Below are 25,826 nucleotides of genomic sequence, written 5' to 3' on the forward strand. Positions count from 1 at the left end.
GGGACGTCAGGCGTGATAAGGTGGAAAAGCTCGTGCATGTGAAAAATACTTTTTACACAACAACCATTACCGTCATCATTGTCTCATTGATCATCTCGCTGTCGCTTGCCGTCCAAATTACCACGTCCAGACAGCAGTCAATTCAGCAAATTAATACCGGCGTTGCTAACCTGAGTCATACCTTAGATGTCTACACTGAGGGGATCATGCGTCAAAGCGAAATGCTTATCACCACCATTTCAGACGTGATCGACATATATGGTATGACCCCGCAGCAGGCGACCCATATTCAGCGGATAATAGAAAACCAGGATAATCTGCTTACCCAGATTAATAATGTGGTTATCTACAATGTCCATGGAGATATCTTTACGGCATTGTATGGAAATTTTTCCGGGCCACGAAAAGGGGCTGACAGATCGTTTTTTATCTATCACAAGGAAAATAAAAATCAGCAGATCTTTATCGGCCAGCCAGTGGTGAGCAGGACGAATGGTAAATGGGTGATTACGATCAGTCGACGGTTAGAAACGCATACCGGAGACTTTAACGGCGTTGTCGTCGTGACGCTGGGAATCGAAAATTTTCTGGCCCTCTACGGGCAGATTGATATTGGCCATTCCGGTGTGATTGGCCTGACAACACAATCTGGCGTATTGCTGGTTCGCTATCCTTTTAAAAATAACTACATTGGTGCGATCGTTTCTGATTCGCCACTTTTCAGAAAGTACCTCAAGGTACAAAATTCAGGGATCGCCAGTTCCGTTTCGCGGTTTGACAAAGTCGAACGTATTTTTGCTTTTGAAAAAAACAAACGATACGGGCTGGTCACCACGGTGGCAGTCAGTAAAGAAGAGGCTCTTTCCCCCTGGCGTAAACAGGCCGTGCAGTTGGCCGTCCTCATTCTTATTTTTACCGTGGCGCTTATCGTGGCCTCTTATTTCCTCTATTCGGATCTGTCCAGAAAAACCCGGGATAACAAAGAGCTTAAGATCATTGCGTCAGAAGATGCGCTGACCGGGCTTTACAACCGCCGCACGTTTGATGAAAAAATTCTCTCAGAAATCGCCGCGTGTGCGGCTAACGACACGCCGATTTCCGTCCTCATTGTGGATGTCGATTATTTCAAAAAATACAATGATAACTACGGCCATCCGGAAGGGGACCGCTGTCTGACCCTGCTGGGGAATAGTCTGCGTGAGAGCCTCACCCGGGACAACCAGCTGGTGGCGCGCTATGGCGGAGAAGAGTTTGCGCTGATATTGCCTGACACCGATATTCAGGAAGCGATCCGCCTGGCTCAGACGATGATCGGCAACGTTTTCTCACTGGACATTGAGCATGCTTTTAGTCCCTTTGGACGGGTGACCGTCAGTGTTGGGGTGTCAACCGCACGTGCCGTGGACATTGCTGGCAGCCAGCAAAACATCATTATTGCAGCGGACCAGGCGCTCTATCAGGCAAAACGTGCAGGGCGAAACCGGCACGCTTTTGTTGCCGTCTAAGCGGGCAAAAAAAAAGCCCACTCAAAAGTGGGCAAAAAATACTGGAAGCAATGTGAGCAATGTCGTATTGAATACCTGAGTGTTTAACTCAACTATTCAGTGTTGAGAAAGATAATCTTTCTCAACTTAAGATGCAACCCCACATTTCATGTGGCGCGCTTCTGGAGAATAAATGCGCACTCTCTCGCTGTGATACTAATCACAAATTTCCTTTCCCGGATCCTGTGCTATCCTTTTTGTGTCGTTGATTTAATGACAAAAACCATACAGAGAGGAAAGTTATGGGAATTTTATCCTGGATTATCTTTGGGCTTATTGCGGGTATTCTGGCGAAGTGGATCATGCCGGGCAAAGATGGCGGTGGTTTTATCGTCACCGTGATACTGGGTATTGTCGGCGCGGTAGTCGGCGGCTGGATCAGTACGTTGTTCGGGTTCGGCAAGGTCGATGGCTTCAACTTCGGCAGTTTTGCTGTCGCGGTGATCGGTGCGCTGGTTGTTCTGTTTATCTACAGAAAAATCAAAAGCTAAATCTGATAAGCGTTAAAAAAGGCTGCCAGATGGCGGCCTTTTTACGTTGCGGTGTTACCACCAGCCAAATTGCGTTCCAGCGACAGCAACGATGGCGACAATCAGCATAATGAGTGTTGTTTTTCTCATTTATGCCCCTGGCGCCGCGTAACCACCGACAAAAAACCATGCTAAAAAAACCACCGCCGTTATAAAAATAACGACCGGGAAGAGGATCCCTATTCTCATGCCATCACCTGTTTTGGTTTTCAGAATGCCGTAGAGTGTACGGGGTTAATCCAGATCGAGAAAGCGGGTTTTGCTTTTTCCCTTTTTATCCTGATACATCGCGACATCCGCGGCGCGTAACGCGCTGTCCTCATCCGTCCCGGCAGGATCGACGTCGATAATTCCCAGACTTGCACCGGGGTAAACAATGTTCACACTGTCCAGCCCGTAGTAGCCGGCGATGCGGGCCCGAAGGCGCGTTTTAAGCTGGTTAATCTGGGTGTGATCAGCCTGATTTTCTGTCTGACTCAGGCAGGCTACCAAAAACTCATCGCCGCCCAGCCGGCCGATAATTTCGTCATCGGTTTTTTCTTCTGACAGGCGCTTGCCCACTTCAATCAGGAATTGATCGCCTGTTTCATGCCCGTACCGGTCGTTAATCAGTTTAAAATCATCCAGATCGATAAAGGCGATAATCACGTTGCGCTTAAGGTGGCGGCCCAGGGAGAACAGGGTGTTGAGATCTTTAAAGATGGCGCGGCGGTTGGGTAAACCGGTGAGGGCATCGGTGTAGGAATAGGCGATGAGTGCCGCATTCGCTTCACGAAGCTGGGAAACCAGCGACTCTTTCTGAATGGACTGGGCAATCAATCCGGCAAACAGTTTCAGAACCTGTTCACCGCGTTCGCTAAGCTGCTTCTTTTGCGTGCTGGTTGCGCAGAGCGTACCGTAAAGGGAACCATCAGCAAGCTGCACTGGTACGCTCACGTAAGTGGTAATGCCGAGTGCTTTCGCGGCGTCGCAATCTGCCCAGCGCTCGGGCACCGCGTTACTGAAAAGCGTGTCACTGTCCAGCGCACGTTTGCACAGCGTGTCGCCCCAGGGAACGCTCAGTCCCTCCGGGATCTGCATCTGCTTACTGTTCCGGGCATATAAAATATGCTGCAGGCGCGCATTGAGATCGACCTTCGTCAGGTAGGTCGACTCCATTTCGGTCACCAGTTCCAGCATCTCCAGCAGCCGTCGAACGAGACTTTCAAGGGTTTGCTCAGTGGAGAGAGTTTCTGAAACTCGGGCAAGGATAATATCCGACATGACGTAGTTAGACTCCCATACAGAAGACGTCTGCATCTGCATGTTATGCTGAAAATTTCGGCTTCAGCCATAGTAAAACATGAATGGTAAAAATTTTACATATTCAGCGGGGACAGGCAGCGGGGAAAAAAAAGCCCCGTTGTTGAGAACGGGGCAAAGACATCTTGATTACGGAATGATGTTCTCTGGTCATATCGAGAACACGCCTCACTATAGTGTTGAAAAGTGCAGTTAAAATGGAGAAATCATGGAGAAAGCGGCGGCGACCCGTTACCCTTAAGATCTGATGATGTGAAAAGGATCAACACGATGAGATTTCTGCTTTTGGCCCTGGCGTTACCACTGGCCGCCTGCACCACACAAACGCCTCCACCGGATGCCCCGCAACCGCCGCACATTGCTGGAATGGCTAACCCTGCCTCGGTCTATTGTCTGGAAAAAGGCGGAGAGCAGATCCCAATCCAGAGCCCGCAGGGCGTGCGCACCGAGTGCAAATTACCCGGTGGCGAAGTGATTGACGAATGGGAGCTCTATCGTCGCGATCACCCGCAACCCGCCAGGTGACAGCGGCGCAGTTATTGCGATACACTTCTCTTTAGGATTATTCTTAGCCAGTTTCTGGCCATCTTTATCGTGAGAGAAGTATGTTTCAGCTTAAACCGGGCAGCATGGCGTTGATCATTGGTGCCCGCACGGCCTCTGGCCGTCGCAATGTGGGTAAATCAGTCGAGTTGTTTGGCCTTTGCCAGCCCGGCCAGCGTTTTGTTAACCCGGTCAATGGCGTAATGACGCAGCTACCTGCTACAGCGGATCGCGCGCTCTGGCTGGTGACGGGCGATGTCTACGCCTTCGATAATCAGCACGGTTTTGCATTTGTGCGCGCTGAACATTTACTGCCGCTCACTCCGGATGAGGCGCCTCACATTGTGGATGAGTTAACGATCGACTAATTACAGATGGCGCAGCCAGTCTGCCAGGACCTTAGCGTGATTCTGTTCGGTATTTTTTGCGCCGTAGAGAAGGGTTAAGGTCTGCTGTTTTGCCAGCGTCGCCAGACGCAATCCCTCGTCTTTATGTTGTGCCAGCTCTTCCCGATACGCCTGGCTGAAGGTGGTGAAATCAATGGTTTCGCTATGGAAAGCCTTGCGCAATCCGTCTGAAGGCGTAAGCGCTTTGCACCATTCATCGTGCACGAGGTCTGCTTTTTTCACCCCCCGCGGCCACAGCCTGTCCACCAGCACCCGATAACCATCCTCGGGGGCAGCCTGTTCATAGACGCGCTTGCATTGAATCATCATTTCACCCTCCCAATTTAAGGTATTGTGATTATTGCAGAAGATCGGTAGTCTGAGGTTCCTTATGTTATCTGATAATACTCTGGCATAAGGAACCTTTCATGGAACACCTCCCCGTTAAAACGACGCTGCGCATTGCGCTGGTTGGCGATTACAATCCCGATGTGATTGCGCACCAGGCGATCCCGCTGGCCATTGATGATGCTGCTGCAGTGCTGGATCTCACCGCTGATTATGACTGGCTTGCGACGACGGAGCTGACCAGTCCTGAAGATCTGGTGGGTTACGATGCCATCTGGCTGGTTCCTGCAAGCCCCTACAAAAATACCGAAGCCGCTTTTATCGCCGCACGCTATGCGCGTGAAAACAGCATTCCGTTCCTCGGCACCTGCGGTGGTTTCCAGCATGCGCTAATTGAGTACGCACGTAACGTGCTCGGCTGGAGCGATGCAGCGCACGCCGAAACGGACACCGAAGGCTCGATGGTGATTGCGCCGCTGACCTGCTCGCTGGTGGAAAAAACCGATGCGATTGAGCTGCGTAACAACACGCTGATTGCGAAAGCCTACGGCAAGCCGGAAATTGAAGAGGGATATCACTGCAACTACGGCGTATCGCCGGAATTTGCGCAGGAGCTGGAGAGCGGTGATATGCGCGTGACGGGCTGGGACGAGCAGGGGGAAATCCGTGCCGCAGAGCTGGTCACCCATCCGTTCTTCGTGATTACGTTATTCCAGCACGAGCGTGCTGCGCTGGCGGGGCGTCCGGTAGTGCTGGTACAGGCGATGCTGCGTGCGGCGCGTGGGTAAGAAAACGGCAGACCATCAGGTCTGCCTCTTTTTTTAACGGGGCGTGATCTCCCGGTCACGCCCGGCAAGCATGCCGCAGATGGCCATTACCACCGAGGCCAGCGCGCAGGCCAGAAGCGGGATCTGCCAGTCACCGGCGGTATCGTGAACTTTCCCCATCAGCGGGGGCCCGCAGGCTGCCAGCAGATAACCAATTGACTGCGCCATACCGGACAGCGCCGCCGCCTGATGGGCAGAGCTGGCGCGCAGGCCGATGAACGTCAGACCGAGGATCATCGTTGCTCCGGTGCCAAAGCCAAACACCAGCGTCCACACGACCGCCCAATCCGGCGCAAACCAGAAACCTGCCGCACTGACTGCACACATCAGCGCTACTGCGCCGGCAATCCCGCGCTGATCGTTCAGACGATGCAGGATCAGCGGCACGGCAAGGCCCGGAATGGCAGTCGCCAGCTGTAACAGCCCGTGCACGGAGCCTGCCTGCGCTTCGCTGTAGCCGTGGCTGAGTAATATCGCGGGCAACCAGCCGATGATGACGTAGTAAATCAGCGAGTTGATGCCGAGAAAGAGCGTTACCTGCCAGGCGAGGGCAGAGCGCCAGATGGCGCGGTTGTGTAGCGCCCCGGCGCCGGTCACCGTGGCGACCTGTTTCTGCCGCCACTGCGGTAGCCAGAGCAGCAGCGCCAGCAGGGGAAAGATCATCAGCATCAGCAGTGCGCCCTGCCAGCCTGCCGCGCCCTGGGCAAGCGGTACAATCAGCGCCGAACCGCACGCCGCCGAAACCCCCATCGTCAGGGAATAGGCTCCGGTAAGTCGGGCAACCTGGCCGGGGAAATCACGTTTGATTAATCCAGGTAACAGCACATTCCCGAGCGCGATACCACAGCCGATCACCGCCGTGCCGGTAAACAGCAGGGCTGCGGAGGGCAGGGAGCGCACGACAATGCCGGCGCATATCAGCAGCAGGGCAATAAACAGGCTGCGCTCCATGCCGATACGCCGCGCTACGCCCGCGGCGAGCGGCGAGATAAGGGCAAACGCTAACAGCGGCAGGGTGGTTAATAGACCGGTCTGCGCGGTGGTTAATCCATATTCAAGGCGAATAGTGTCGAGCAGCGGCGCTGCTCCGGTAAAGGTGACGCGAAGCGTCGTGGCAATCATCAGGATGCCTGCGATCAGCAGCGCGCCGTTGCGAGTAGCAGTAGTCATTGTGTTCTCATACGTTCAGGCGAGCGCACACAATACCGATTTTCGTCGCGGTTGAAATCAGGCTAAAATGACAGTTTATCGCTAATATCGGACAACCTGATGATCGGTCTGGGACTGGACGGCTACGATCCCGATAGCCAATTCGATGCGGCGGTCGCCTTTCGCATCCGCGTGGTGGCGCAGGAACAACATATTCCGCGGCACCAGCACCGCAAAGGGCAGCTGATTCTGGCGCTGGGTGGCGCAATCACCTGTGAGGTAGAAAATGCCATGCTGATGGTACCGCCCCAGTATGCCGTGTGGATCCCTGGGCAGATGCCCCACAGCAACAAAGCGACGCCAGGTGCCCAGCTCTGTTTTTTGTTTATTGAACCTGGCGCCGTCAGTCTGCCAGACCGGTGCTGTACCCTGAAAATATCGCCGCTGGTGCGGGAGCTGATTCTGTCGCTGGCGGGGAAAACACGTGAGCAACTGCCGCTTGCCACCACCTTGCGTCTGGTGGATGTGCTGTTTGATGAACTGCCGCTCCAGCGTCAGGAGCATTTACAGCTGCCCGTTTCCCCTCATCCAAAAATTCGGTTGATGAGCGAAAAGATGGCGGAAGAGCCCGCCGCGTGGCAGACGCTGGCGCAATGGGCGCGCCACTTTGCCATGAGCGAGCGCAACCTGGCACGGCTGGTGGTCAAAGAGACGGGCTTAAGCTTTCGCCGCTGGCGTCATCAGCTGCAGTTGATTGTGGCGTTGCAGCTGCTGATTGGCGGGAAGTCAGTTCAGCAGGTGGCACAGTCACTCGGTTATGACTCCACCACTGCCTTTATTACGATGTTTAAAAAGGGGCTGGGGCAAACGCCCGCACGCTATATTGCCAGCCTGACTACGACTTCCCAATAAACAGCGAAACCAGCCCGGCGGCAATCAACGGGCCCACCGGAACGCCGCGAAAGAGCGCCACGCCAAGCACCGTTCCCACCAGCAGACCAGCCACCAGGGAGGGCTGGCTGCTCATCAACGTGACGCCACGACCACCCAGCCATGACACGAAAATCCCCACCGCGATAGCCACCAGCGATTTCCAGTTCACAAACGAGTGCAGCAGCGTTGAAGCCGGAAGCGTGCCGCTGGCAATAGGGGCCATTACCCCAATGGTCAGAATGATTATCCCGATCGTGAGGCCTTGTTTTTCTATCCACGGGAAAAAAGTGTTTAACGGCGTTACGCGCACAATGATTAACACCAGAATCGAGATGGCGACGGTGGTGTTGTGGCTGATAAAGCCGAGTGCAGCGAGTGCCAGAAGAATGAGCAGAGTAGGATCAAACATGAGGAGTCCTTGCCAGAATAGTAAGCCTGCTTACTTTACGCGGAAAAACGGCTGACGACAGTGTTTTAAAAAAAATACGTGTCACTGTCATATCCGTGTCATTTGCAGGGGATAAAACGGCATCAGGCATCGCAAAGGGTTGCTAAGATGAACGATCACATGTTTGTTGAAACGCTGATTATCTCCTCATCGTTTTTCGCTATTGCCGTTATTCTGATCGCGTCGATTCTGTTTCTGGAAAAGAGAGGCTGACAGAGGCGTCAGCCATCACGCTCATGCCTTACGGAACGCCACCAGTTCGGGACGGGCAATGCGAAGGTAATCCTGGGTATCCATAATCACGGATTTTTCCAGCAGACCGGCGTTGAAGGCGATTTCGTCAAAACGCTCGAAGAGGAGCGGGTCGGCGACCAGGGTCAGATCGGGATGGAAGCTGAACGGCGGGATAGCGCCAAACACGCAGGCCGTCAGGTTATCGACTTCGGCCGGGCTGGCGAGAGAGGCTTTTAACCCGCCGAAATGGCTGGCAAGCTGGCTCAGGTCGGCCTGCTGGTCAGCGGCCAGGATCGCCAGAACGTGTTTTTTTACACCGTTTCCCTTCACTTTGCAGACCAGCGCTTTTGCGCCTTGCCCGAGATCGGTTCCACGGATTTCGCTCACCGCTTCACATTTCCCCACGGCCTCGTGCTCCATCACACGAAACCGCGCACCTTGCTGGGTTAACAGCGTAATGAGTTGCTGGTGGGTAGCCGTACCCTTAACATCATCAGACATAGTGAGTGTACCTGTTATCTGCCAATACGCAGTGTCCAACAGTAGCACAGATCCTTTCGCGAAGGGGATGAACGAAGGGGGAAGAAAACAGCCAGCGTGTCGCTGGCTGTGGGGTCAGGCGTTGCTGGTGGCCGATTGCTTGTGGAACAGTTCCCGGAACACCGGATAGATATCATCCTGGTCACGGATGTGCTGCATGGCGAAGTTATCGAACATCGATTGCAGATGTTCATATTCACGCCACAGCGTCTGGTGGGCACGACGCGTGATTTCGATATAGCTGTAGTAACGCACCACCGGCAGAATTTTTTTCGCCAGAATGTCGTGACACAACGGCGAGTCATCCGCCCAGTTATCACCATCGGACGCCTGCGCAGCATAGATGTTCCACTGCGCCGGATCGTAACGCTCTTTCACTACCTCATCCATGAGCTTCAGGGCGCTAGACACGATGGTGCCACCGGTCTCCTGCGAGTAGAAGAACTCATGTTCATCCACCTCTTTAGCCTGGGTGTGGTGGCGAATGTAGACCACTTCTACGTTTTTGTATGTTCTGCTCAGGAACAGATAGAGCAGAATGTAAAAACGCTTCGCCATATCCTTAGTGGCCTGGTCCATTGAACCGGAGACGTCCATCAGACAGAACATGACAGCCTGGCTCGAAGGCTCCGGCCGTTTTTCGTAGTTTTTATAGCGCAGGTCGAAGGTATCGATAAACGGTACCCGCTCGATCTTCGCCCTCAGCTCAGCAATCTCTTTACGCAGGCGCTCCTCTTCCAGCAGTTGCGCCGGTTCGGTATTTTCCACGACCTTCAGGCTGCTCTCCAGCTCGCGCAGTTCACGCCGTTTACCTGCCGTCATGGCCGTGCGCCGCGCCAGCGAGTTTTGCAGCGAACGTACGACGCTGATATTGGCCGGTACGCCGTTCGCGGTATAGCCGGCGCGATGGGTTTTGTATTCGTTAAGCTGACGGTGCTGATTCTTTTTCAGATTAGGCAGCGCCAAATCTTCAAAGAGCAGGTCGAGATACTCATCTTTCGAGATCTGGAAGACGAACTCATCCTGACCTTCACCGTCCTGACTGGCCTGTCCCTGACCGCTTCCTGAACCGCCGCCACCCCCTTGTGGACGCTCGATTCTGTCGTTCTGAACGAAGTGGTCATTACCTGGGTGGACGCGATGGCGCAGCCCGCCACGCCCCTGATGAAACATCGGTTCGCTGATGTCATCGGTGGGGATGGAGACAGACTCGCCGCTGTCGACGTCGGTCACCGAGCGTTTGTTGATGGCCTCGGAGATCGACTGTTTAATTTGCGCTTTATAACGGCGCAAGAAGCGCTGGCGGTTCACCGTGCTCTTGTTTTTGCCGTTCAGACGCCGGTCAATAAACCAGGTCATATGCCCCCCGTACTGCATTTGCCAACTTGCATTTTGTTGGCCCGGTGAACGTTAAGCGACACCGGGCACTTGTTTTAAGACGATTTCCGTACGCGCAGATACCATTCGCACAGCAAACGAACCTGTTTGCGGGTATAGCCTTTTTCCATCATACGGTCGACAAAATCGTCGTGTTTCTTCTGCTCGTCAGTTGAGGTTTTGGTGTTAAACGAAATCACCGGTAACAGCTCTTCGGTATTGGAGAACATTTTCTTCTCGATGACCGTGCGCAGTTTCTCGTAGCTGGTCCAGTTCGGATTACGACCGTTGTTATGCGCTCTCGCACGCAGTACAAAGTTCACAATCTCATTACGGAAGTCTTTCGGGTTGCTGATCCCGGCAGGCTTCTCAATTTTTTCCAGCTCCGCATTCAGGGATTCACGGTCAAACAGCTGCCCGGTATCCGGGTCGCGGTACTCCTGATCCTGGATCCAGAAGTCAGCGTAGGTGACGTAACGGTCAAAGATGTTCTGGCCGTATTCTGAATAGGATTCCAGGTAGGCCGTCTGGATCTCTTTGCCAATGAACTCGGCATATTTCGGGATCAGATAACCTTTCAGGAACTCAAGATAACGTTCAGCCTGCTCCTGCGGGAACTGCTCGCGTTCGATCTGCTGCTCCAGCACGTAGAACAGATGAACCGGGTTGGCTGCCACTTCCGCATGGTCGAAGTTAAACACGCGGGAGAGGATCTTAAATGCGAAACGCGTGGACAGACCGTTCATGCCCTCGTCGACACCCGCGTAGTCACGGTACTCCTGATACGACTTCGCTTTCGGGTCGGTATCTTTGAGGCTCTCACCGTCATACACTCGCATTTTCGAGTAGATGCTGGAGTTTTCCGGCTCTTTCAGACGTGACAGGATGGAGAAGCGCGACAGCGTTTCCAGAGTGCCCGGCGCGCATGGCGCATGCACCAGCTCACTGTGGTTAAGCAGTTTTTCGTAAATTTTGATCTCTTCGGAGATCCGCAGGCAATAAGGCACTTTGACGATGTACACACGGTCAAGGAACGCCTCATTGTTTTTATTATTACGGAAGGAGACCCACTCGGATTCGTTTGAGTGCGCCAGGATGATGCCGTTGAAAGGCAGGGCAGAGATACCTTCCGTCCCGTTGTAGTTCCCTTCCTGGGTGGCCGTCAGCAGCGGATGCAGCACTTTAATAGGTGCTTTAAACATCTCGACGAACTCCATAATCCCCTGGTTTGCCCGGCACAGTGCACCGGAGTAGCCGTAGGCATCCGGGTCATTCTGGGCGTAGTTTTCCAGCTTACGGATATCGACTTTACCGACCAGTGCCGAGATGTCCTGGTTGTTCTCATCACCCGGTTCCGTTTTGGCAATAGCGATCTGTTCCAGTATGGATGGCCACACTTTCACAACACGGAATTTGGTGATGTCACCGCCAAACTCATGCAGGCGTTTCGCCGCCCATGGCGACATGATGGTGCCGAGATAACGACGCGGAATGCCATACTCTTTATCCAGAATTTGTGCATCTTCCTGCGGGTTAAACAGGCACAGCGGATGGTCGTTCACCGGGCTGCGTTCACCGTTGGCACTCAGTACATAGATAGGCACGCGCTGCATCAGCGATTTCAGCCGTTCAGCCAGTGACGATTTACCGCCACCCACCGGGCCGAGTAAATAGAGGATCTGTTTCTTCTCTTCCAGACCCTGAGCAGCATGTTTCAGGTAGGAGACGATTTGCTCGATGGCATCTTCCATGCCATAGAACTCTTCAAACGCCGGGTATCGGGCGACCACCCGATTCGAAAAGAGACGGGAAAGCCGTGGTTCCTGGGCAGTATCAACCATGTTTGGCTCACCAATAGCCATCAATAGCCGTTCTGCCGCGTTGGCATAGGCACTGCGATCTTGCCGACAGATGGTAAGAAACTCCTGCAGTGTGAACTCTTCGTCCTTGGCAGCTTCATAGCGCTGGCGATAGTGATCGAATATATTCATGGCATGCCGTCCTTTCGTTTTTTAGCACAGGATAAGAGCCGTTCGTATGAGTAGTGGAGGCTCCCGGAAGAGAATCTCTCGCACCTCACTGCCAGAGCAGCAACCTGTGTGCCAGGTCAGACGCTAAGTACCGCGGGGCGTTCAGGAAAACTCTTCTTAAATTAAAGCGTAGATGGCATTTGCAAAACTTGCATGCTGATAAAATCTAATTTCAATGACATATCAATAACTCATCCAAAAATTTCCATTGTCGTTATAAGTCATAAGGGCATTTTTCACCCTGTGGTCACATAAATGAAAACGACCTGTCATCTGAAAAATGAAAAATAACGGGTTAATCAAACTGATTAGCAGGCAAAAAATTTGAGGAAGTACGGGTCTGGCGGTTACACTTCACCCGCTGATTATTTGACTACAGGAAAGAATGGATTGTGACCAAACTCAAACTTCTGGCATTGGGCGTACTCGCCGCGACCGCAGTTAGCACCGCACAGGCGGAAAGCCAGTGGACGGTTGGTGCGGGCGTGGGTGTCATTAACAGCCCGTACAAACAGTATGATCGTGATGTTTATCCCGTTCCGGTTGTCACCTATGAAGGCGATAACTTCTGGTTCCGCGGCCTGGGCGGCGGCTACTATCTGTGGAACGATACGGCAGATAAGCTCTCTATTATGGCTTACTACGATCCGACGCACTTCAAACCCGGTGATAGCGACAGCCACGCCCTGCGTCAGCTCGACAAGCGTAAGAGCACCATGATGGCGGGTCTCTCTTATGTGCATAACACCGAGTATGGTTTCCTGCGTACCGCGCTGGCGGGAGACACGCTGGATAACAGCAACGGCTTTATCTGGGATCTGGCCTGGCTCTATCGCTACACCAACGGTGCGTTAACGCTGACGCCAGGTATCGGTGTGCAGTACAACAGTGAGAACTACAACGACTACTACTATGGCGTCTCTAAGAATGAGTCCCGTCGTAGCGGTCTGAAGAGCTACAGCGCCGATGATGGCTGGGATCCGTACCTGGAGCTAACCGCGAGCTACAACTTCCTCGGGGACTGGAACGTATACGGTACTGGCCGTTACGAGCGTCTGAGCGACGAAGTGAAAGACAGCCCGATGGTCGACAAGTCCTGGGCGGGCATTTTCTCTGTCGGTGTGACCTACAAGTTCTGATTGTGCATTAAATCAGTGCATTCTTTGCATTATAACGGGGCGCTTGCGCCCCGTTTGCATTGCTTTGGTGCAGTAAAACACAACACCGTGTCGAAGCCTTTAGCGCTTCACAATGCGAATAGTCTGCCCTAAGCGAGACGGTTTTTCTTCGCTGGCTTTTTGCGGTGTTGTTACACAGGCGGTCTCGACGCAGACAAACGTTTTGTAACCGTCGTCAGGCACGTCCGCCATGCTTACAGAGAGCGCCGGGCCAGGGTTCCAGCCCACCACGTTGCTGTGATGATGGTGAACCACTTCGATGCCACGGTTGAGGGCACTGTCGTGGATCACGTTGCACGCTTCCGGATGCAGGTATACGCGGTCGGTGCGGTCAGGGAAGGTCTGTACGCCGTCGCTGAGTTTCCCTTCTTTGGCGTTGTCCACTTTGTCGATATAGGTATCGCCAAGGCCGCTGACGTTAACGGCGCTGATGTCACCCACGTTGAAATAGGAGTGCAGGGCGGACGTGGTTTCAAACTCGCCGTGCGCTTCCAGCTCAATTTCGCAGGTTTTCCCCAGCTTAAAGCGGGCGTACAGAGTGAATTCGTGTGGCCACAGCGCTCGGGTCTCGTCATTGGCTTGCAGCTCAAAGGTCAGCACGGCACCGTTATCATCTTCGTTATGCGCTTTCAGGGTCCACTGCTGGTTGCGGGCAAAACCATGAGAAGGCAGACCCGGCTGCGCTGACGGGCCAAACCACGGCCAGCAGATCGGCACGCCGCCGCGGATCGCCGCCCCTTTTTTGAAAGAGGTCGCATCGCTCAGCCACAGCACTTCCGTTTCACCTTCCGGTTTCCAGGAGAGCAGGTGAGCGCCGTTCAGCGCAACGGAGGCCTTAACACGCGGGTGGTCAACGACAATAACATCAGCACCATCAATCTGGCGACGGGAGAGCACAGGGGTAAGTTGTTCGACTACCGGAAGTGCAAAAATTTTATGAGTCATTAAGCAATCCTCTGTCTTAAAACAATAAAAAAGGCGACCGAAGTCGCCTTTTTGGATCAAGCACTCATTCCAGTTTATTTGGAGATGTGAGCGATCAGGTCCAGTACTTTGTTAGAGTAGCCGGTTTCGTTGTCGTACCAGGATACCAGTTTAACGAAGTTGTCGTTCAGTGCGATACCCGCTTTAGCATCGAACACGGAAGTGCATACTTCGCCGTTGAAATCGGTAGATACAACGTCATCTTCGGTGTAACCCAGAACGCCTTTCATTGCGCCTTCGGAAGCAGCTTTGATTGCTTTCTTAATTTCTTCGTAAGAAGCAGCTTTTTCCAGACGAACGGTCAGGTCAACTACGGATACGTTAGGAGTTGGAACGCGGAACGCCATACCAGTCAGTTTGCCATTCAGTTCTGGCAGTACTTTACCTACAGCTTTAGCAGCACCGGTAGAGGATGGGATGATGTTCTGAGCCGCGCCACGGCCGCCACGCCAGTCTTTGTGAGACGGGCCGTCAACGGTTTTCTGAGTAGCGGTGGTCGCGTGAACGGTAGTCATCAGACCTTCGATGATGCCGAAGTTGTCGTTGATAACTTTAGCCAGCGGTGCCAGGCAGTTGGTGGTGCAGGATGCGTTAGAAACGATATCCTGGCCAGCGTAAGTTTCGAAGTTAGCACCACGAACGAACATTGGGGTGTTGTCTTTAGAAGGACCAGTCAGAACAACTTTTTTCGCACCCGCGGTGATGTGTTTACGCGCAGTTTCGTCGGTCAGGAAGATACCGGTTGCTTCAGCAACAACGTCAACACCGATTTCGTTCCATTTCAGGTTAGCTGGGTCTTTCTCAGCAGTAACGCGGATGGTTTTGCCATTAACAACCAGGTGGCCGTCTTTCACTTCAACGGTGCCGTCGAAACGACCGTGAGTTGAGTCGTACTTCAGCATGTACGCCATGTATTCAGCGTCCAGGAGATCGTTGATACCAACGATTTCGATGTCAGAACGTTTCTGAGCAGCACGGAAAACAATACGGCCGATACGGCCAAAACCGTTGATACCTACTTTGATAGTCATATATTCCACCAGCTATTTGTTAGTGAATAAAAGGTTGCCTGTAAAATTACAAAAACCTTACGCAGCGTCAAGCGGAATCGTGTCAATCATTGCGACAAATCAATCCTGTGACTAACGTTTGTGCGACTGACTCGCCTCACTTTCCCTTTGAGCTAGCAACCACATGGGGGCTGCGCCCGGAATTTTAAAGGCCTCGCAGGATAAATATGTGAACATGATCACAATTGCCTGACCGCCTTTTCGCGACACATAAGTTTAGAACAAAAGTGCACGCAAGGGTGTTAATGTTTTGTTAGAATCCGGGTTAAAAGATGTCTGTTTCTACAGCGAGATGTAAGCGTATGTCGAACCAACGTAACCCTGACGATTTGAAAAAAAACCTCACAGAAATGCAATTTTACGTGACGCAGAATCACGGCACGGAGCCGCCATTCACCGGGCGTTTGCTGCATAACAAACGCGATGGCGTGTACCATTGCCTGGTCTGTGATGCCCCCCTGTTCAACTCACAAACGAAATACGATTCTGGCTGCGGCTGGCCGAGCTTTTACGAGCCGGTGAGCGATGACGCGATCCGCTACCTGACTGACTCCTCGCACGGGATGGTCCGTACCGAAATTCGCTGCGGCAACTGCGATGCGCACCTGGGGCATGTCTTCCCGGACGGCCCTCAGCCAACGGGCGAGCGTTTCTGCGTAAACTCAGCCTCTCTGAGCTTCAGCGACGATGAAAACGGCGACCAGATCAAAGGTTGAAAAAACGATTCAGCAAATTATTCCTTTGAAAGGGAGAGATCGTGAATATTGATGACATGATTAACGGTATGACGCCCGAGGTTTATCAGCGTCTGGTCACTGCCGTTGAGCTGGGGAAATGGCCTGATGGCGTTGCCTTAACCCCGGAGCAAAAAGAGAACAGCCTGCAGCTGGTGATGCTGTGGCAGGCGCGCAATAACACCGATGCGCAGCACATGACAATCGATACCAACGGCCAGATGGTGATGAAGAGCAAGCGTGAGCTGAAAGAAGAGTTTGGTATCACGCCCAAGCCGATTGCGACAATGAAAATGCAATAACGGTGCGGGTTGATGCCCTTACTCAACCCTCTCCCGGTGGGTTGAGGGATCCCCAGTAATTTTTTTACCGAAAGCGACGAAAGTTGTTTCAGGAAAATGAATGATTTACAGCGACGCCCTGGTCCGGCTGTAAATCGCTGAGGCGTTTCCTGCAGGCCGGGGCGAGGCGCATGGATGCGCCGAGAGGGCGGCTTTACAGGGACGTTACCTCCGCCCGTCCCCGATAAGCCGGAAGGAATAAGCCGAAGGCACCGCGAAGCGGCGATTTACCGCCGGGAGCCCGGGTTGCCAGGGGGGTGGCGACTGAGCCGCCCTGGCACGTTCACGGGTCATGTTGTTACAGAGCAGCAAGGAACGTAATGTGAACGGAATGACCTCTACAGCCATATGTTCCCCCTCACCCCAGCCCTCTCCCTCAAGGGAGAGGGCGTCCTCCGTGCAGGCATTATTTTGTGGGGAACCCTCAGCCCGGTGGGAGAGGGTTGATTGCCTCACTACTTGTGCGGGATCCCGAGCGACTCCGCCAGCTGCTTCGCTAACTGGTTGTTATCATCCGCCCCATACTCCCAGAACATTGCGCCTGCCAGACCTTTCTCTTTGATATAGTCCGCTTTGATGGCAACGGAACGCGGATTCTCATACGAGAGGGCAAACAGATCCTTCCCGTCGGCGCCCTTCACGGAAAGCCACGGCACTTTCGCCTGGTCGTCCCAGTGTTCGGTAAAGCGCTTTTGCGGGTCGTTAAGCAGCTTCTTCACAATATCGTTGTACTTCACGTAGGTATCTTTGGTCAGGTCATAACCGAGTGATTTGAACAACCCGATCTCCTGAGGGCCGAAGTAAGGCAGCGTAACCGGATTGTTTTGCGCATCGGGCTTGCTCCAGTCAATGCCCGGTTCCACAGCTCGTTTTGGCACGCGGCCATAGAAACCAATCCCGAGGTTCATCTGCTGTGGCTTCAGGCCAGCGGCCAGATAATTGTTCACCACAAAATCGACGCTGTATTTATCTGCGGCCGCCACGGTCGGCCAGGCGCTGGAGTCATACAGGTTTGCGTTAAAATACTGAGTACCGTACGCCATGTCGTAGGTCATCAGGTTGATATAGTCGAGCAGGGGGGCGATGGCTTTCACATCGACCCAGCTTTTCGGACTTTCCGCATTGGCTCCAACCGCAATCGTGACCAGTTTTTTCTGCCCGAAGGCGGTGCGCAGCTCTTTCAACAGGGCAGTAAAATTATCCCGGTCAGCAGGCGTGCTTGCAACCAGTCCCCATGCGCCGTTTACCGGGTATTCCCAGTCAAGGTCGATCCCGTCCAGACCGTATTTCTCAACAATCTCCTGCGCCGAGCGGATAAACACCGCGCGGCTCTCTCTGGTGGCGGCTGCGCCTGAGAAGCCGCGGGCACCCCAGCCGCCGACGGAAAGCAGAACGTTTAAATTCGGGTTTTGTTTACGAAGCTGAGGGATAAGCGCCAGGTCGGACGCCACTTTCGGCGATAACCAGATCTGATGCCGCTTCGCCGGAACTTTCAGGGCGGCGTTGGTTTCGTCTTTTTCATCATTGTAGATAAGACCAAACGAATAGTTCAGGTGGGTGATCTGGCGGACATCAAGCGTATTGATATCGCCGCCGGGGCCGGCGGTCACATCTCCACCGCCGTTAAAGTAGCCCACGGACATCAGGGGGGCGGCATAAGCAACTGACGCGCAAAGCAGGGGTAATGCTGCCAGCAATGGCAAACGTTTCATACAAGTTCCTCTTTGACAGAATAAAAATAACCACGCCACAGAAAAAGCGTGGCGAAAAAAACAGCCTGAAAAGCATAGCATTGCCGCTTCGCTGGTGATGCGAGGGAGTTCACTTTATGGGGATCGGAGTGGAAATGCCGGGTGGCGGCTTCGCCTTACCCGGCATAAAAGACTATGCTTGCGTCTCCAGCCAGTCTGCCAGCGTATAGAGCGTTGCGCCTTCAGCGGCCATATCCATAAACGCCTGCGCGCTGTCCTGCGGTTGAATGTTCACCCCGCGACAGCCGTCGGTGATGACGCTGACCGTATAACCCAACTGGAGCGCGTCCAGCACGGTAAACTTCACGCAGTAGTCGGTTGCCAGCCCCAGCACAATCAGCTCGGTGATTTCGTGGTGACGTAACCACGCGTCCAGCGCCGTTTTCTGGCGATGTCCGTTATCGAAAAAGGCGCTGTAGCTGTCAATAGCCGGGTTTTCGCCTTTATGAAACACCGCGTCGATGGCTTTCTGATTCAGCAGCGGATGCAGCGCGGCGCCTTCCGTTTGCTGCACGCAGTGATCGGGCCAGAAGGTTTGCGCCAGACCGTCGAGCTCACCCTGACTAAAGGGTTCAACGCCGTGCTGGCTGGCAAAACTGCCGTGATTCGCCGGGTGCCAGTCCTGGCTTGCGACAACCGCTTCACCGCGCGATTGACACCAGTCAATCAGGATATTGGCCACGTCGACCGTGCTGTCACCTTCTGCGACGGCCAGTGCGCCGCCCGCGCAGAAATCATTTTGCAAATCGACCAGTAACAGGGCGCGTTGCTTCATGAGGCCTCCTTATTCGTCCGGGGTCAGTTCGCCGCGCAGGTTTTGCATCATGGCGCGGCGAATGGACTGGATGTCCAGATCCTGACTCAGTAAATAATGAAGTTTAGTCAGTGTGGCCTCGACGGTCATATCGAATCCGCTGATCACCCCCGCATGCGCCAGGGCATTACCGGTGGCATAGCCACCCATGTTGACCTTGCCGGACATACATTGCGTCAGGTTAACCACCACAATTCCGCGCTCGCTCGCTTCCTGCAGCTCTTTCAGGAATTCGCCGTTCTGCGGCGCGTTACCCACGCCGTAGGAGCGCAAAATCAGCGCTTTTACCGGCTGGCGCAGGAAGTTACGTACCACATCAGCAGAGATGCCCGGATAAATGGTTACCACACCGATCGGCTGCGGGGTGATCGGGTGAACGATCAGCTCGCCTGAGGTATTCGGCGCAGGCGGCGTGCCCAGACGACGAATATGAATACCCGCTTCCAGCAGCGGTTGTAGGTTTGGTGAGGCGAAGGCATCAAACCCATCGGCGTGCGCTTTGGTGGTACGGTTGCCACGATACAGACGGTTGTTGAAGAACAGCGAGACCTCGTTAATCGGGTAGTTCGCCGCCACGTAGAGGGAGTTAAGCAGGTTAATCTGTCCATCAGAGCGCAGTTCCGCCAGCGGAATTTGCGAGCCGGTGACAATCACCGGTTTGCTCAGGTTTTCCAGCATGAAGGAGAGCGCCGAGGCGGTAAAGGCCATGGTGTCGGTACCATGCAGGATCACAAAGCCGTCGTACTGGTCGTAATGGGCTTTAATGTCATCCGCGATATGCTGCCAGTCTTCCGGCGTCATGTCGGAGGAGTCCATCAGCGGCTCGTACTCGTGGATGGTAAAGTCAGGCATTTCCGGGCGGTGGAATTCCGGCATCAGGGCAAGCTGACGTTGAAGGTGGCCGGACACAGGAATATAGCCGTTTTCAGAGCGCTGCATCCCGATGGTACCGCCAGTGTAGGCTACATAAATCGATTTCTTCTGCATGGTAGTGAGATTTCTTGTTCTTCAAAAGAAAAAAATCCCCTCTTCAACGGAAGAGGGGACGGGTTTTAACGTACGTTTGCGCAGGTCAGGCAAAACGCATAACGACTTTGTGGATCATTAAACGCCGCGAGCTTGTCGCCTTCCGCTTTCATCGCTTTCGCGGCCGTGGCGACAGGCGCTGGCAGATAAGCCTGCAGCGCGTCCGGCAGCATGGCGCGCACGGAGACGGACATGCTGTCCATGACCATATCGAAGAACGATGGCTCATCCTGATAGTATTCAACATGCCACTGTTTGAGCTTCGCCAGTTCGGCGGCTTTCTTCACCGCGTCATCAAAGTCACCCAGGCTGTCGACCAGGCCGTTGCTCTTCGCATCCTGCCCCGTCCAGACGTGGCCCTGAGCGATTTCGTCGATCTGCTGCGGCGTCTTCTTACGCGAGTCAGCGACCAGCGTGATAAAGCGCTTGTAGCCATTCTCAATGCTGAGCTGCATCATCTCGGACACTTCAGGTGGCAGGGATTTGGTTACCGACACATCCGCCAGCGGCGAAGTGGCAACGCCATCCGTATGCACCCCCAGATAGTCCAGGCTGTTCTCTACCGTGTTGATCACCCCGAAGATGCCAATTGACCCGGTCAGGGTGCTTGGGTTAGCGACGATGTAGTTAGCCGGGGTTGAGATCCAGTAACCGCCGGAAGCCGCCATGCCGCCCATGGAAACCACCACCGGTTTACCTGCTGCACGCGCTGCAGCCAGCTCGGCGCGGATCACTTCAGAGGCGCTGACGCTGCCCCCCGGGCTGTTCACGCGCAGCACAATCGCTTTCACTTTCGGGTCAAGACGCGCATCGCGGATCTGCGACGCGGTGGTATCACCGCCAACGTTCCCCGGCGTCTCCTGACCGTCCATGATTGCGCCATTGGCGAAGACGACGGCAACGCTGTCACCGCTCTCATCCGGTTTTTTCGCCGCGTAATCGTACATGCTGATCGCGCTGTAATTTTTATCCTCTTTGCTCCAGCCGAACTGTTTGCTCAGGGACTTTTCGATCTCCGCGCTGGTTCCCAGGGCATCGACCAGCTTGTTATCAAGCGCATATTTCGCGGTATCGCCGTCAACCTTGCGCAAGCCGTCCAGCACGCCCTGAGCACCAGGGAAGACCTGTGCAGGGGTAATCTGACGGTTACTGGCAACCGTGGTCAGGTAGTTCTGCCACAGTTCACCAATCCAGCGGCTGTCCGCTTCACGGGCGGCCGGGGACATGTCATCACGGATAAATGGCTCAACGGCAGATTTATACGTACCGACGCGGAACACGTGGGTGGTGACCTTCAGCTTGTCGAGCAGCGATTTGTAGTAAAGCCCGTTCGTGGCAAAGCCGTGCAGGTCGACCGTACCCTGAGGTGAAAGCCAGATTTTATTGGCAAAGCTCGCCAGATAATATTGCCCCTGGCTGTAGCTGTCGCCTACCGCGATCACCGGTTTACCGCTGTCACGGAATTCGCGCAGCGCTTTGCCAATGTACTGCATGGAAGGCTGGTCGGCCCCGGCAAAATCTTTCAGATCCAGTACGATACCCGTAATGTTACGGTCATCTTTCGCCTGACGAATGGTATCGACGATATCGAACAGGGAGTTTTCCTGCAGACGGTCTGAGGTGGCGCCGAACAGCTGACGACCAATCACCCCCAGACGATTGCTGGTGGAGGGCTTATCGACAATCACGCCTGTGATATCGAGAAGCAGCGCCCCGCGCGTCGAATGTTGCGACTGGTTTGCGTTACTGATGTGCATCCAGATGCCCGCGCAAACCAGCACCAGGAGGATGAAAAAGAGGTTCATCACCAGGTTGCGGACGAAATTGAGCAGTCGCCACGTCCATTTAAAGAAACCGGCAAAGATTCGCCAAAGGGTTCGCATGTATTCTCCCTAACCAGAAAATGACTGTTTCCGTCGCCACTGGACGGTAATGTTGGGTTATCGTAATGACCCAACCGCCACTTGTCAGCAGGAATCGCCTGCCAGGCTGTAACAAAATCTGCCGTCGTGTTAATTTTGTGAGTAAATTTCAAGAAAGGAGTTAACCAATGGACGCACTTGAACTGCTTGTTAACCGCCGTAGCGCGTCACGTCTGGCGGATCCTGCGCCAGCGGGTGAGCAGCTGGAGAACATTCTGCGTGCCGGTATGCGTGCGCCGGATCATGGCACACTTCAGCCGTGGCACTTCTTTATTATTGAGGGTGAAGGCCGCGAGCGCTTCAGCCAACTGCTGGAGCAGGGGGCGGTTGCCGCCGGTCAGGATGAGAAAGGGATCGATAAAGCCCGTAACGCGCCGTTCCGTGCACCGATGATCATCGCCGTCGTGGCGAAGTGTCAGGCGGAGCATAAAGTGCCGGTATGGGAGCAGGAGATGTCGGCGGGATGCGCGGTGATGGCGATGCAGATGGCCGCTGTTGCACAAGGTTTCAACGGTATCTGGCGTACCGGGCCACTGACTGAAAGCCCGGCGGTGCGCTACGGACTCAACTGCGGCGAGCATGATAAAATCGTCGGTTTCCTCTATCTCGGCACCCCTCAGCTTAAAGCCTCCAGCACCATTAGCGTGCCGGACACTACGCCTTTCGTCAGCCGTTTCTGATAACGCGCGCTAAACTGTCTGGATTCTGAGCATCTGCCGCAGAATTCAGACAGTCATACTTACCTCTTTAAGGAATGAGCGCTACCATAGCGCGATTGCATTGACAGGAGATGTCCATGAGCGAGCAAACCATTCGTTTAACGCAATACAGCCACGGAGCCGGTTGCGGTTGTAAAATTTCCCCCAAAGTGCTGGAAACCATCCTGCACAGCGAGCAGGCGAAGTTTGTCGACCCGAACCTGCTTGTCGGCAACGAAACGCGTGACGATGCAGCGGTTTATGACTTGGGTAACGGCACCAGCATTATCAGTACCACTGACTTCTTTATGCCGATTGTCGATAACCCGTTCGATTTCGGGCGCATCGCGGCGACCAACGCCATCAGCGATATCTTCGCGATGGGCGGTAAACCGATTATGGCGATTGCGATTCTGGGCTGGCCGATCAACACCCTTGCGCCAGAAATAGCCCGCCAGGTGATTGAGGGCGGACGCTTTGCCTGCCAGCAGGCGGGGATCGCCCTGGCCGGTGGTCACTCTATTGATGCGCCGGAGCCGATCTTCGGTCTGGCGGTCACGGGCGTGGTGCCAACCGAGCGCGTCAAACGCAACAGCACCGCGCAGGCGGGTTGCAAGCTGTTCCTCACCAAGCCGCTGGGCATTGGCGTGCTGACCACCGCCGAGAAAAAATCCCTGCTGAAACCGGAACACAAAGGTCTGGCAACGGAAGTGATGTGCCAGATGAACCTGGCCGGTGCCGCTTTCGCCAATATCGACGGCGTGAAGGCGATGACCGACGTCACCGGTTTTGGCCTGTTGGGGCATCTCTCTGAAGTGTGTCAGGGCGCGGGCGTGCAGGCGCAGGTCTGGTATCAGGACGTGCCGAAGCTGCCAGGCGTGGAAGCGTACATTGCCCAGGGCGCTGTGCCGGGCGGTACTCAGCGTAACTTTGCCAGCTATGGTCATCTGATGGGCGAAATGCCTGAAGAGTGGCGTAACCTGCTGTGCGATCCGCAAACCTCGGGTGGCCTGCTGCTGGCGGTCACGCCGGAGTCAGAAGCTGAGGTGCAGGCTACGGCCGCCGAGTTTGGTATTACCCTGACGGCGATCGGCGAGCTGGTGACCGCGCGCGGTGGCCGACCGATGATTGAGATCCGTTAATTCGATGCGGTTGTTTATTGCCGAAAAGCCGAGTCTGGCCCGTGCCATCGCCGATGTGCTGCCGAAGCCGCATCGCAAAGGCGACGGCTTTATTGAATGCGGTAACGGGCAGGTGGTCACCTGGTGCATTGGTCACCTGCTTGAGCAGGCACAGCCGGACGTCTACGACAGCCGCTATGCCCGCTGGAACCTCAACGATCTGCCGATTGTGCCGGAAAAATGGCGCCTGCAACCGCGCCCCTCCGTCACCAAACAGCTCAACGTCATTAAGCGCTTTTTGCATGAAGCGTCTGAAGTTGTCCACGCTGGTGACCCGGACAGGGAAGGACAACTGCTGGTGGATGAAGTGCTGGACTATCTGGAACTGGCGCCGGAAAAACGCCAGCAGGTGCAGCGCTGCCTGATTAACGACCTCAACCCGCAGGCGGTGGAGCGGGCGATTTCGCGCCTGCGCGCCAACAGCGAGTTTATCCCGCTGTGCGTGTCCGCGCTGGCGCGCGCGCGCGCAGACTGGCTGTACGGGATCAACATGACCCGCGCCTACACGATCCTTGGGCGGAATGCCGGTTATCAGGGGGTACTCTCCGTTGGCCGCGTGCAAACGCCAGTGCTGGGTCTGGTGGTGCGCCGCGATGAGGAAATTGAAAACTTCGTTGCCAAAGATTTCTTCGAAGTGAAAGCGCACATCGTCACCCCGAAAGAGGAGCGTTTTACCGCCGTCTGGCAGCCGAGCGATGCCTGCGAATCGTATCAGGATGAAGAAGGGCGTCTGCTGCACCGTCCGCTGGCGGAGCACGTGGTCAACCGGATCACCGGTCAACCCGCCATCGTCACCAGCTATAACGATAAACGGGAATCCGAACCCGCACCGCTGCCGTTTTCACTTTCTGCCCTGCAGATTGAGGCCGCGAAGCGCTTTGGCCTGAGCGCGCAGAACGTGCTGGATATCTGCCAGAAGCTCTACGAAACCCACAAGCTCATCACCTATCCGCGTTCAGACAGCCGCTACCTGCCTGAAGAGCACTTTGCCGGACGCCACGCGGTGATGAACGCCATCGGCGTGCATGCGCCGGATCTGCTGCCGCAGCCGGTCGTCAACCCGGATACCCATAACCGCTGCTGGGACGATAAAAAAGTCGATGCCCACCATGCGATCATCCCGACGGCGCGGGCCAGCAACGTCAACCTGACGGAGAACGAAGCGAAGGTTTATAACCTGATCGCGCGTCAGTATCTGATGCAGTTCTGCCCGGACGCGGTGTTCCGCAAGTGCGTCATTGAGCTGGAGATCGCCAAAGGCAAATTTATTGCCAAAGCACGTTTTCTGGCGGAAGCGGGCTGGCGCACGCTGCTTGGCAACAAAGAGCGTGACGAAGAGAACGACGGTACTCCGCTGCCGGTGGTGGCTAAAGACGACGAGTTGCTGTGTGAGAAAGGGGAAGTGGTAGAGCGCCAGACGCAGCCACCACGCCATTTCACCGATGCGACGCTGCTCTCCGCCATGACCGGAATTGCTCGTTTTGTGCAGGACAAAGAGCTGAAAAAGATCCTGCGCGCCACTGACGGACTGGGAACCGAAGCAACCCGCGCGGGGATCATCGAGCTGCTGTTCAAACGCGGTTTCCTGGAGAAGAAAGGGCGCTATATTCACTCCACCGAGCCGGGCAGGGCATTAATCCACTCCCTGCCGGAGCTGGCTGCCAGGCCGGATATGACGGCGCACTGGGAATCGGTGCTGACGCAGATCAGCGAGAAACAGTGCCGCTATCAGGACTTTATGCAGCCGCTGGTGGGGACGCTGTATCAGCTGATCGATCAGGCGCGCAGCACGCCGGTGAAGCGGTTCAGAGGAATGGTGGCACCGGGTGGTGGTGCGAAGAAACCGTTTAAAAAGAAAAAGAGCGCGGCCTGACACCCCCTTTTTTTTCCCTCTCCCTGTGGGAGAGGGCCGGGGTGAGGGCACCCGGCCGCACGA

General features: G+C 54.7%; 28 protein-coding genes. 13 read left to right on the top strand and 15 right to left on the bottom strand.

The window, feature by feature from the left end:
* Positions 1–20 precede the first annotated feature (20 nt).
* Together ACTJJI_RS05010 and ACTJJI_RS05015 are read left to right on the top strand one after the other, a co-directional pair.
* A complete protein-coding gene (locus tag ACTJJI_RS05010) occupies positions 21–1,505 on the top strand; it encodes a sensor domain-containing diguanylate cyclase (protein ID WP_371335885.1) in 1,485 nt (494 codons plus the stop codon).
* Positions 1,506–1,786: 281 nt separating this feature from the next.
* Positions 1,787–2,035 carry a GlsB/YeaQ/YmgE family stress response membrane protein gene (locus ACTJJI_RS05015; protein ID WP_008500746.1) on the top strand — a complete coding sequence of 83 codons (249 nt, stop codon included), beginning with the start codon at positions 1,787–1,789 and terminating at the stop codon, positions 2,033–2,035.
* A gap of 54 nt (positions 2,036–2,089) precedes the next feature.
* Here the strand turns inward: ACTJJI_RS05015 and yoaJ are convergent, their stop codons facing one another.
* The 3 genes from yoaJ to ACTJJI_RS05030 are packed head-to-tail and all read right to left on the bottom strand — an operon-like array spanning position 2,090 to position 3,337.
* The gene (gene yoaJ, locus ACTJJI_RS05020; RefSeq protein WP_071841870.1) at positions 2,090–2,164 is read right to left on the bottom strand and encodes a protein YoaJ; all 75 of its coding nucleotides are present in this window, start codon (positions 2,162–2,164) and stop codon (positions 2,090–2,092) included.
* Positions 2,165–2,263, bottom strand: a complete 99-nt coding sequence (locus tag ACTJJI_RS05025) for a YoaK family small membrane protein (protein ID WP_014883431.1) — start codon at positions 2,261–2,263, stop codon at positions 2,165–2,167.
* A 45-nt stretch (positions 2,264–2,308) separates the two neighbouring features.
* Positions 2,309–3,337, bottom strand: coding sequence for a sensor domain-containing diguanylate cyclase (locus ACTJJI_RS05030; RefSeq protein ID WP_440653544.1), 1,029 nt, complete (start codon positions 3,335–3,337; stop codon positions 2,309–2,311).
* A gap of 309 nt (positions 3,338–3,646) precedes the next feature.
* Between ACTJJI_RS05030 and ACTJJI_RS05035 the strand changes: the two genes are divergently transcribed.
* Positions 3,647–3,901, top strand: a complete 255-nt coding sequence (locus tag ACTJJI_RS05035) for a putative hemolysin (RefSeq protein ID WP_014831494.1) — start codon at positions 3,647–3,649, stop codon at positions 3,899–3,901.
* A gap of 80 nt (positions 3,902–3,981) precedes the next feature.
* Positions 3,982–4,287 (top strand): hypothetical protein, encoded by a 306-nt coding sequence (locus ACTJJI_RS05040; RefSeq protein ID WP_014831495.1) that lies wholly within the window; start codon positions 3,982–3,984, stop codon positions 4,285–4,287.
* On the opposite strand, the gene ACTJJI_RS05045 is transcribed toward ACTJJI_RS05040, so the two are convergent.
* Positions 4,288–4,632 (bottom strand): DUF488 domain-containing protein, encoded by a 345-nt coding sequence (locus ACTJJI_RS05045; protein ID WP_014831496.1) that lies wholly within the window; start codon positions 4,630–4,632, stop codon positions 4,288–4,290.
* Between the two features lie 101 nt (positions 4,633–4,733).
* On the opposite strand from ACTJJI_RS05045, the gene ACTJJI_RS05050 reads away from it, so the two are divergent.
* On the top strand, positions 4,734–5,441 hold the full coding sequence (locus ACTJJI_RS05050) for a CTP synthase C-terminal region-related (seleno)protein (RefSeq protein ID WP_014831497.1): 708 nt from the start codon (positions 4,734–4,736) through the stop codon (positions 5,439–5,441).
* A 33-nt stretch (positions 5,442–5,474) separates the two neighbouring features.
* Here ACTJJI_RS05050 and ACTJJI_RS05055 read toward each other — a convergent pair whose 3' ends face one another.
* Positions 5,475–6,650, bottom strand: coding sequence for a CynX/NimT family MFS transporter (locus ACTJJI_RS05055; protein ID WP_440653299.1), 1,176 nt, complete (start codon positions 6,648–6,650; stop codon positions 5,475–5,477).
* 99 nt (positions 6,651–6,749) lie between these two features.
* Here ACTJJI_RS05055 and ACTJJI_RS05060 point away from each other — a divergent pair, with 99 nt between their 5' ends.
* Positions 6,750–7,541 carry an AraC family transcriptional regulator gene (locus ACTJJI_RS05060; RefSeq protein WP_046888551.1) on the top strand — a complete coding sequence of 264 codons (792 nt, stop codon included), beginning with the start codon at positions 6,750–6,752 and terminating at the stop codon, positions 7,539–7,541.
* On the opposite strand, the gene ACTJJI_RS05065 is transcribed toward ACTJJI_RS05060, so the two are convergent.
* Complete coding sequence (locus ACTJJI_RS05065; RefSeq protein WP_008500737.1) at positions 7,525–7,971, bottom strand: DUF441 domain-containing protein; 447 nt, start codon at positions 7,969–7,971, stop codon at positions 7,525–7,527. The genes ACTJJI_RS05060 and ACTJJI_RS05065 overlap by 17 nt on opposite strands.
* 147 nt (positions 7,972–8,118) lie before the next feature.
* Here ACTJJI_RS05065 and yoaI point away from each other — a divergent pair, with 147 nt between their 5' ends.
* Positions 8,119–8,223 (top strand): small membrane protein YoaI, encoded by a 105-nt coding sequence (yoaI, locus tag ACTJJI_RS05070; protein ID WP_014831500.1) that lies wholly within the window; start codon positions 8,119–8,121, stop codon positions 8,221–8,223.
* A 21-nt stretch (positions 8,224–8,244) separates the two neighbouring features.
* Here yoaI and ACTJJI_RS05075 read toward each other — a convergent pair whose 3' ends face one another.
* The 3 genes from ACTJJI_RS05075 to yeaG form a co-directional block, all read right to left on the bottom strand.
* Positions 8,245–8,745 (bottom strand): YbaK/prolyl-tRNA synthetase associated domain-containing protein, encoded by a 501-nt coding sequence (locus tag ACTJJI_RS05075; protein ID WP_014831501.1) that lies wholly within the window; start codon positions 8,743–8,745, stop codon positions 8,245–8,247.
* Positions 8,746–8,859: 114 nt separating this feature from the next.
* A complete protein-coding gene (locus ACTJJI_RS05080; protein ID WP_046888550.1) occupies positions 8,860–10,143 on the bottom strand; it encodes a YeaH/YhbH family protein in 1,284 nt (427 codons plus the stop codon).
* A 74-nt stretch (positions 10,144–10,217) separates the two neighbouring features.
* A complete protein-coding gene (gene yeaG / locus ACTJJI_RS05085) occupies positions 10,218–12,152 on the bottom strand; it encodes a protein kinase YeaG (RefSeq protein ID WP_014831503.1) in 1,935 nt (644 codons plus the stop codon).
* 431 nt (positions 12,153–12,583) lie between these two features.
* Between yeaG and ACTJJI_RS05090 the strand changes: the two genes are divergently transcribed.
* A complete protein-coding gene (locus ACTJJI_RS05090; protein ID WP_014831504.1) occupies positions 12,584–13,330 on the top strand; it encodes a MipA/OmpV family protein in 747 nt (248 codons plus the stop codon).
* Positions 13,331–13,429: 99 nt separating this feature from the next.
* Here the strand turns inward: ACTJJI_RS05090 and ACTJJI_RS05095 are convergent, their stop codons facing one another.
* Complete coding sequence (locus ACTJJI_RS05095) at positions 13,430–14,314, bottom strand: D-hexose-6-phosphate mutarotase (RefSeq protein ID WP_014831505.1); 885 nt, start codon at positions 14,312–14,314, stop codon at positions 13,430–13,432.
* A 74-nt stretch (positions 14,315–14,388) separates the two neighbouring features.
* Positions 14,389–15,384, bottom strand: coding sequence for a glyceraldehyde-3-phosphate dehydrogenase (gene gapA, locus ACTJJI_RS05100; protein ID WP_014831506.1), 996 nt, complete (start codon positions 15,382–15,384; stop codon positions 14,389–14,391).
* Between the two features lie 341 nt (positions 15,385–15,725).
* On the opposite strand from gapA, the gene msrB reads away from it, so the two are divergent.
* Both msrB and ACTJJI_RS05110 read left to right on the top strand, forming a co-directional pair.
* Positions 15,726–16,139 (top strand): peptide-methionine (R)-S-oxide reductase MsrB, encoded by a 414-nt coding sequence (gene msrB / locus ACTJJI_RS05105; RefSeq protein WP_013097052.1) that lies wholly within the window; start codon positions 15,726–15,728, stop codon positions 16,137–16,139.
* Between the two features lie 41 nt (positions 16,140–16,180).
* Positions 16,181–16,459, top strand: a complete 279-nt coding sequence (locus ACTJJI_RS05110; protein WP_020690335.1) for a YeaC family protein — start codon at positions 16,181–16,183, stop codon at positions 16,457–16,459.
* Between the two features lie 494 nt (positions 16,460–16,953).
* Here ACTJJI_RS05110 and ACTJJI_RS05115 read toward each other — a convergent pair whose 3' ends face one another.
* From ACTJJI_RS05115 to sppA, 4 genes are all read right to left on the bottom strand, one after another.
* Positions 16,954–18,210 carry a glycoside hydrolase family 18 protein gene (locus tag ACTJJI_RS05115; protein ID WP_440653306.1) on the bottom strand — a complete coding sequence of 419 codons (1,257 nt, stop codon included), beginning with the start codon at positions 18,208–18,210 and terminating at the stop codon, positions 16,954–16,956.
* Between the two features lie 172 nt (positions 18,211–18,382).
* Complete coding sequence (pncA, locus tag ACTJJI_RS05120) at positions 18,383–19,024, bottom strand: bifunctional nicotinamidase/pyrazinamidase (RefSeq protein WP_014831509.1); 642 nt, start codon at positions 19,022–19,024, stop codon at positions 18,383–18,385.
* Between the two features lie 9 nt (positions 19,025–19,033).
* Positions 19,034–20,050, bottom strand: a complete 1,017-nt coding sequence (gene ansA / locus ACTJJI_RS05125; RefSeq protein ID WP_014831510.1) for an asparaginase — start codon at positions 20,048–20,050, stop codon at positions 19,034–19,036.
* A gap of 65 nt (positions 20,051–20,115) precedes the next feature.
* Positions 20,116–21,972, bottom strand: coding sequence for a signal peptide peptidase SppA (gene sppA / locus ACTJJI_RS05130; RefSeq protein WP_046887837.1), 1,857 nt, complete (start codon positions 21,970–21,972; stop codon positions 20,116–20,118).
* 167 nt (positions 21,973–22,139) lie between these two features.
* Here sppA and ACTJJI_RS05135 point away from each other — a divergent pair, with 167 nt between their 5' ends.
* From ACTJJI_RS05135 to ACTJJI_RS05145, 3 genes are all read left to right on the top strand, one after another.
* Positions 22,140–22,691 (top strand): NAD(P)H nitroreductase, encoded by a 552-nt coding sequence (locus tag ACTJJI_RS05135; protein ID WP_440653309.1) that lies wholly within the window; start codon positions 22,140–22,142, stop codon positions 22,689–22,691.
* A gap of 116 nt (positions 22,692–22,807) precedes the next feature.
* The gene (selD, locus tag ACTJJI_RS05140; RefSeq protein ID WP_014831513.1) at positions 22,808–23,851 is read left to right on the top strand and encodes a selenide, water dikinase SelD; all 1,044 of its coding nucleotides are present in this window, start codon (positions 22,808–22,810) and stop codon (positions 23,849–23,851) included.
* Positions 23,852–23,855: 4 nt separating this feature from the next.
* Positions 23,856–25,763, top strand: a complete 1,908-nt coding sequence (locus ACTJJI_RS05145) for a DNA topoisomerase III (protein ID WP_038979877.1) — start codon at positions 23,856–23,858, stop codon at positions 25,761–25,763.
* Positions 25,764–25,826 lie beyond the last annotated feature (63 nt).

This window comes from Enterobacter sp. 22466 (assembly GCF_052044775.1).
GTDB classification, from domain to species: Bacteria; Pseudomonadota; Gammaproteobacteria; order Enterobacterales; family Enterobacteriaceae; genus Enterobacter; species Enterobacter dissolvens.

Excerpts from the sequence above, each read along its gene's own strand:
- ACTJJI_RS05015 (WP_008500746.1), top strand. The coding sequence starts at position 1,787 with ATGGGAATTTTATCCTGGATTATCTTTGGGCTTATTGCGGGTATTCTG.
- ACTJJI_RS05025 (WP_014883431.1), bottom strand. The coding sequence starts at position 2,263 with ATGAGAATAGGGATCCTCTTCCCGGTCGTTATTTTTATAACGGCGGTG.
- ACTJJI_RS05030 (WP_440653544.1), bottom strand. The coding sequence starts at position 3,337 with ATGTCGGATATTATCCTTGCCCGAGTTTCAGAAACTCTCTCCACTGAG.
- ACTJJI_RS05035 (WP_014831494.1), top strand. The coding sequence starts at position 3,647 with ATGAGATTTCTGCTTTTGGCCCTGGCGTTACCACTGGCCGCCTGCACC.
- ACTJJI_RS05040 (WP_014831495.1), top strand. The coding sequence starts at position 3,982 with ATGTTTCAGCTTAAACCGGGCAGCATGGCGTTGATCATTGGTGCCCGC.
- ACTJJI_RS05045 (WP_014831496.1), bottom strand. The coding sequence starts at position 4,632 with ATGATTCAATGCAAGCGCGTCTATGAACAGGCTGCCCCCGAGGATGGT.
- ACTJJI_RS05050 (WP_014831497.1), top strand. The coding sequence starts at position 4,734 with ATGGAACACCTCCCCGTTAAAACGACGCTGCGCATTGCGCTGGTTGGC.
- ACTJJI_RS05055 (WP_440653299.1), bottom strand. The coding sequence starts at position 6,650 with ATGACTACTGCTACTCGCAACGGCGCGCTGCTGATCGCAGGCATCCTG.
- ACTJJI_RS05060 (WP_046888551.1), top strand. The coding sequence starts at position 6,750 with ATGATCGGTCTGGGACTGGACGGCTACGATCCCGATAGCCAATTCGAT.
- ACTJJI_RS05065 (WP_008500737.1), bottom strand. The coding sequence starts at position 7,971 with ATGTTTGATCCTACTCTGCTCATTCTTCTGGCACTCGCTGCACTCGGC.
- yoaI (WP_014831500.1), top strand. The coding sequence starts at position 8,119 with ATGAACGATCACATGTTTGTTGAAACGCTGATTATCTCCTCATCGTTT.
- ACTJJI_RS05075 (WP_014831501.1), bottom strand. The coding sequence starts at position 8,745 with ATGTCTGATGATGTTAAGGGTACGGCTACCCACCAGCAACTCATTACG.
- ACTJJI_RS05080 (WP_046888550.1), bottom strand. The coding sequence starts at position 10,143 with ATGACCTGGTTTATTGACCGGCGTCTGAACGGCAAAAACAAGAGCACG.
- yeaG (WP_014831503.1), bottom strand. The coding sequence starts at position 12,152 with ATGAATATATTCGATCACTATCGCCAGCGCTATGAAGCTGCCAAGGAC.
- ACTJJI_RS05095 (WP_014831505.1), bottom strand. The coding sequence starts at position 14,314 with ATGACTCATAAAATTTTTGCACTTCCGGTAGTCGAACAACTTACCCCT.
- gapA (WP_014831506.1), bottom strand. The coding sequence starts at position 15,384 with ATGACTATCAAAGTAGGTATCAACGGTTTTGGCCGTATCGGCCGTATT.
- msrB (WP_013097052.1), top strand. The coding sequence starts at position 15,726 with ATGTCGAACCAACGTAACCCTGACGATTTGAAAAAAAACCTCACAGAA.
- ACTJJI_RS05115 (WP_440653306.1), bottom strand. The coding sequence starts at position 18,210 with ATGAAACGTTTGCCATTGCTGGCAGCATTACCCCTGCTTTGCGCGTCA.
- pncA (WP_014831509.1), bottom strand. The coding sequence starts at position 19,024 with ATGAAGCAACGCGCCCTGTTACTGGTCGATTTGCAAAATGATTTCTGC.
- ansA (WP_014831510.1), bottom strand. The coding sequence starts at position 20,050 with ATGCAGAAGAAATCGATTTATGTAGCCTACACTGGCGGTACCATCGGG.
- sppA (WP_046887837.1), bottom strand. The coding sequence starts at position 21,972 with ATGCGAACCCTTTGGCGAATCTTTGCCGGTTTCTTTAAATGGACGTGG.
- ACTJJI_RS05135 (WP_440653309.1), top strand. The coding sequence starts at position 22,140 with ATGGACGCACTTGAACTGCTTGTTAACCGCCGTAGCGCGTCACGTCTG.
- selD (WP_014831513.1), top strand. The coding sequence starts at position 22,808 with ATGAGCGAGCAAACCATTCGTTTAACGCAATACAGCCACGGAGCCGGT.
- ACTJJI_RS05145 (WP_038979877.1), top strand. The coding sequence starts at position 23,856 with ATGCGGTTGTTTATTGCCGAAAAGCCGAGTCTGGCCCGTGCCATCGCC.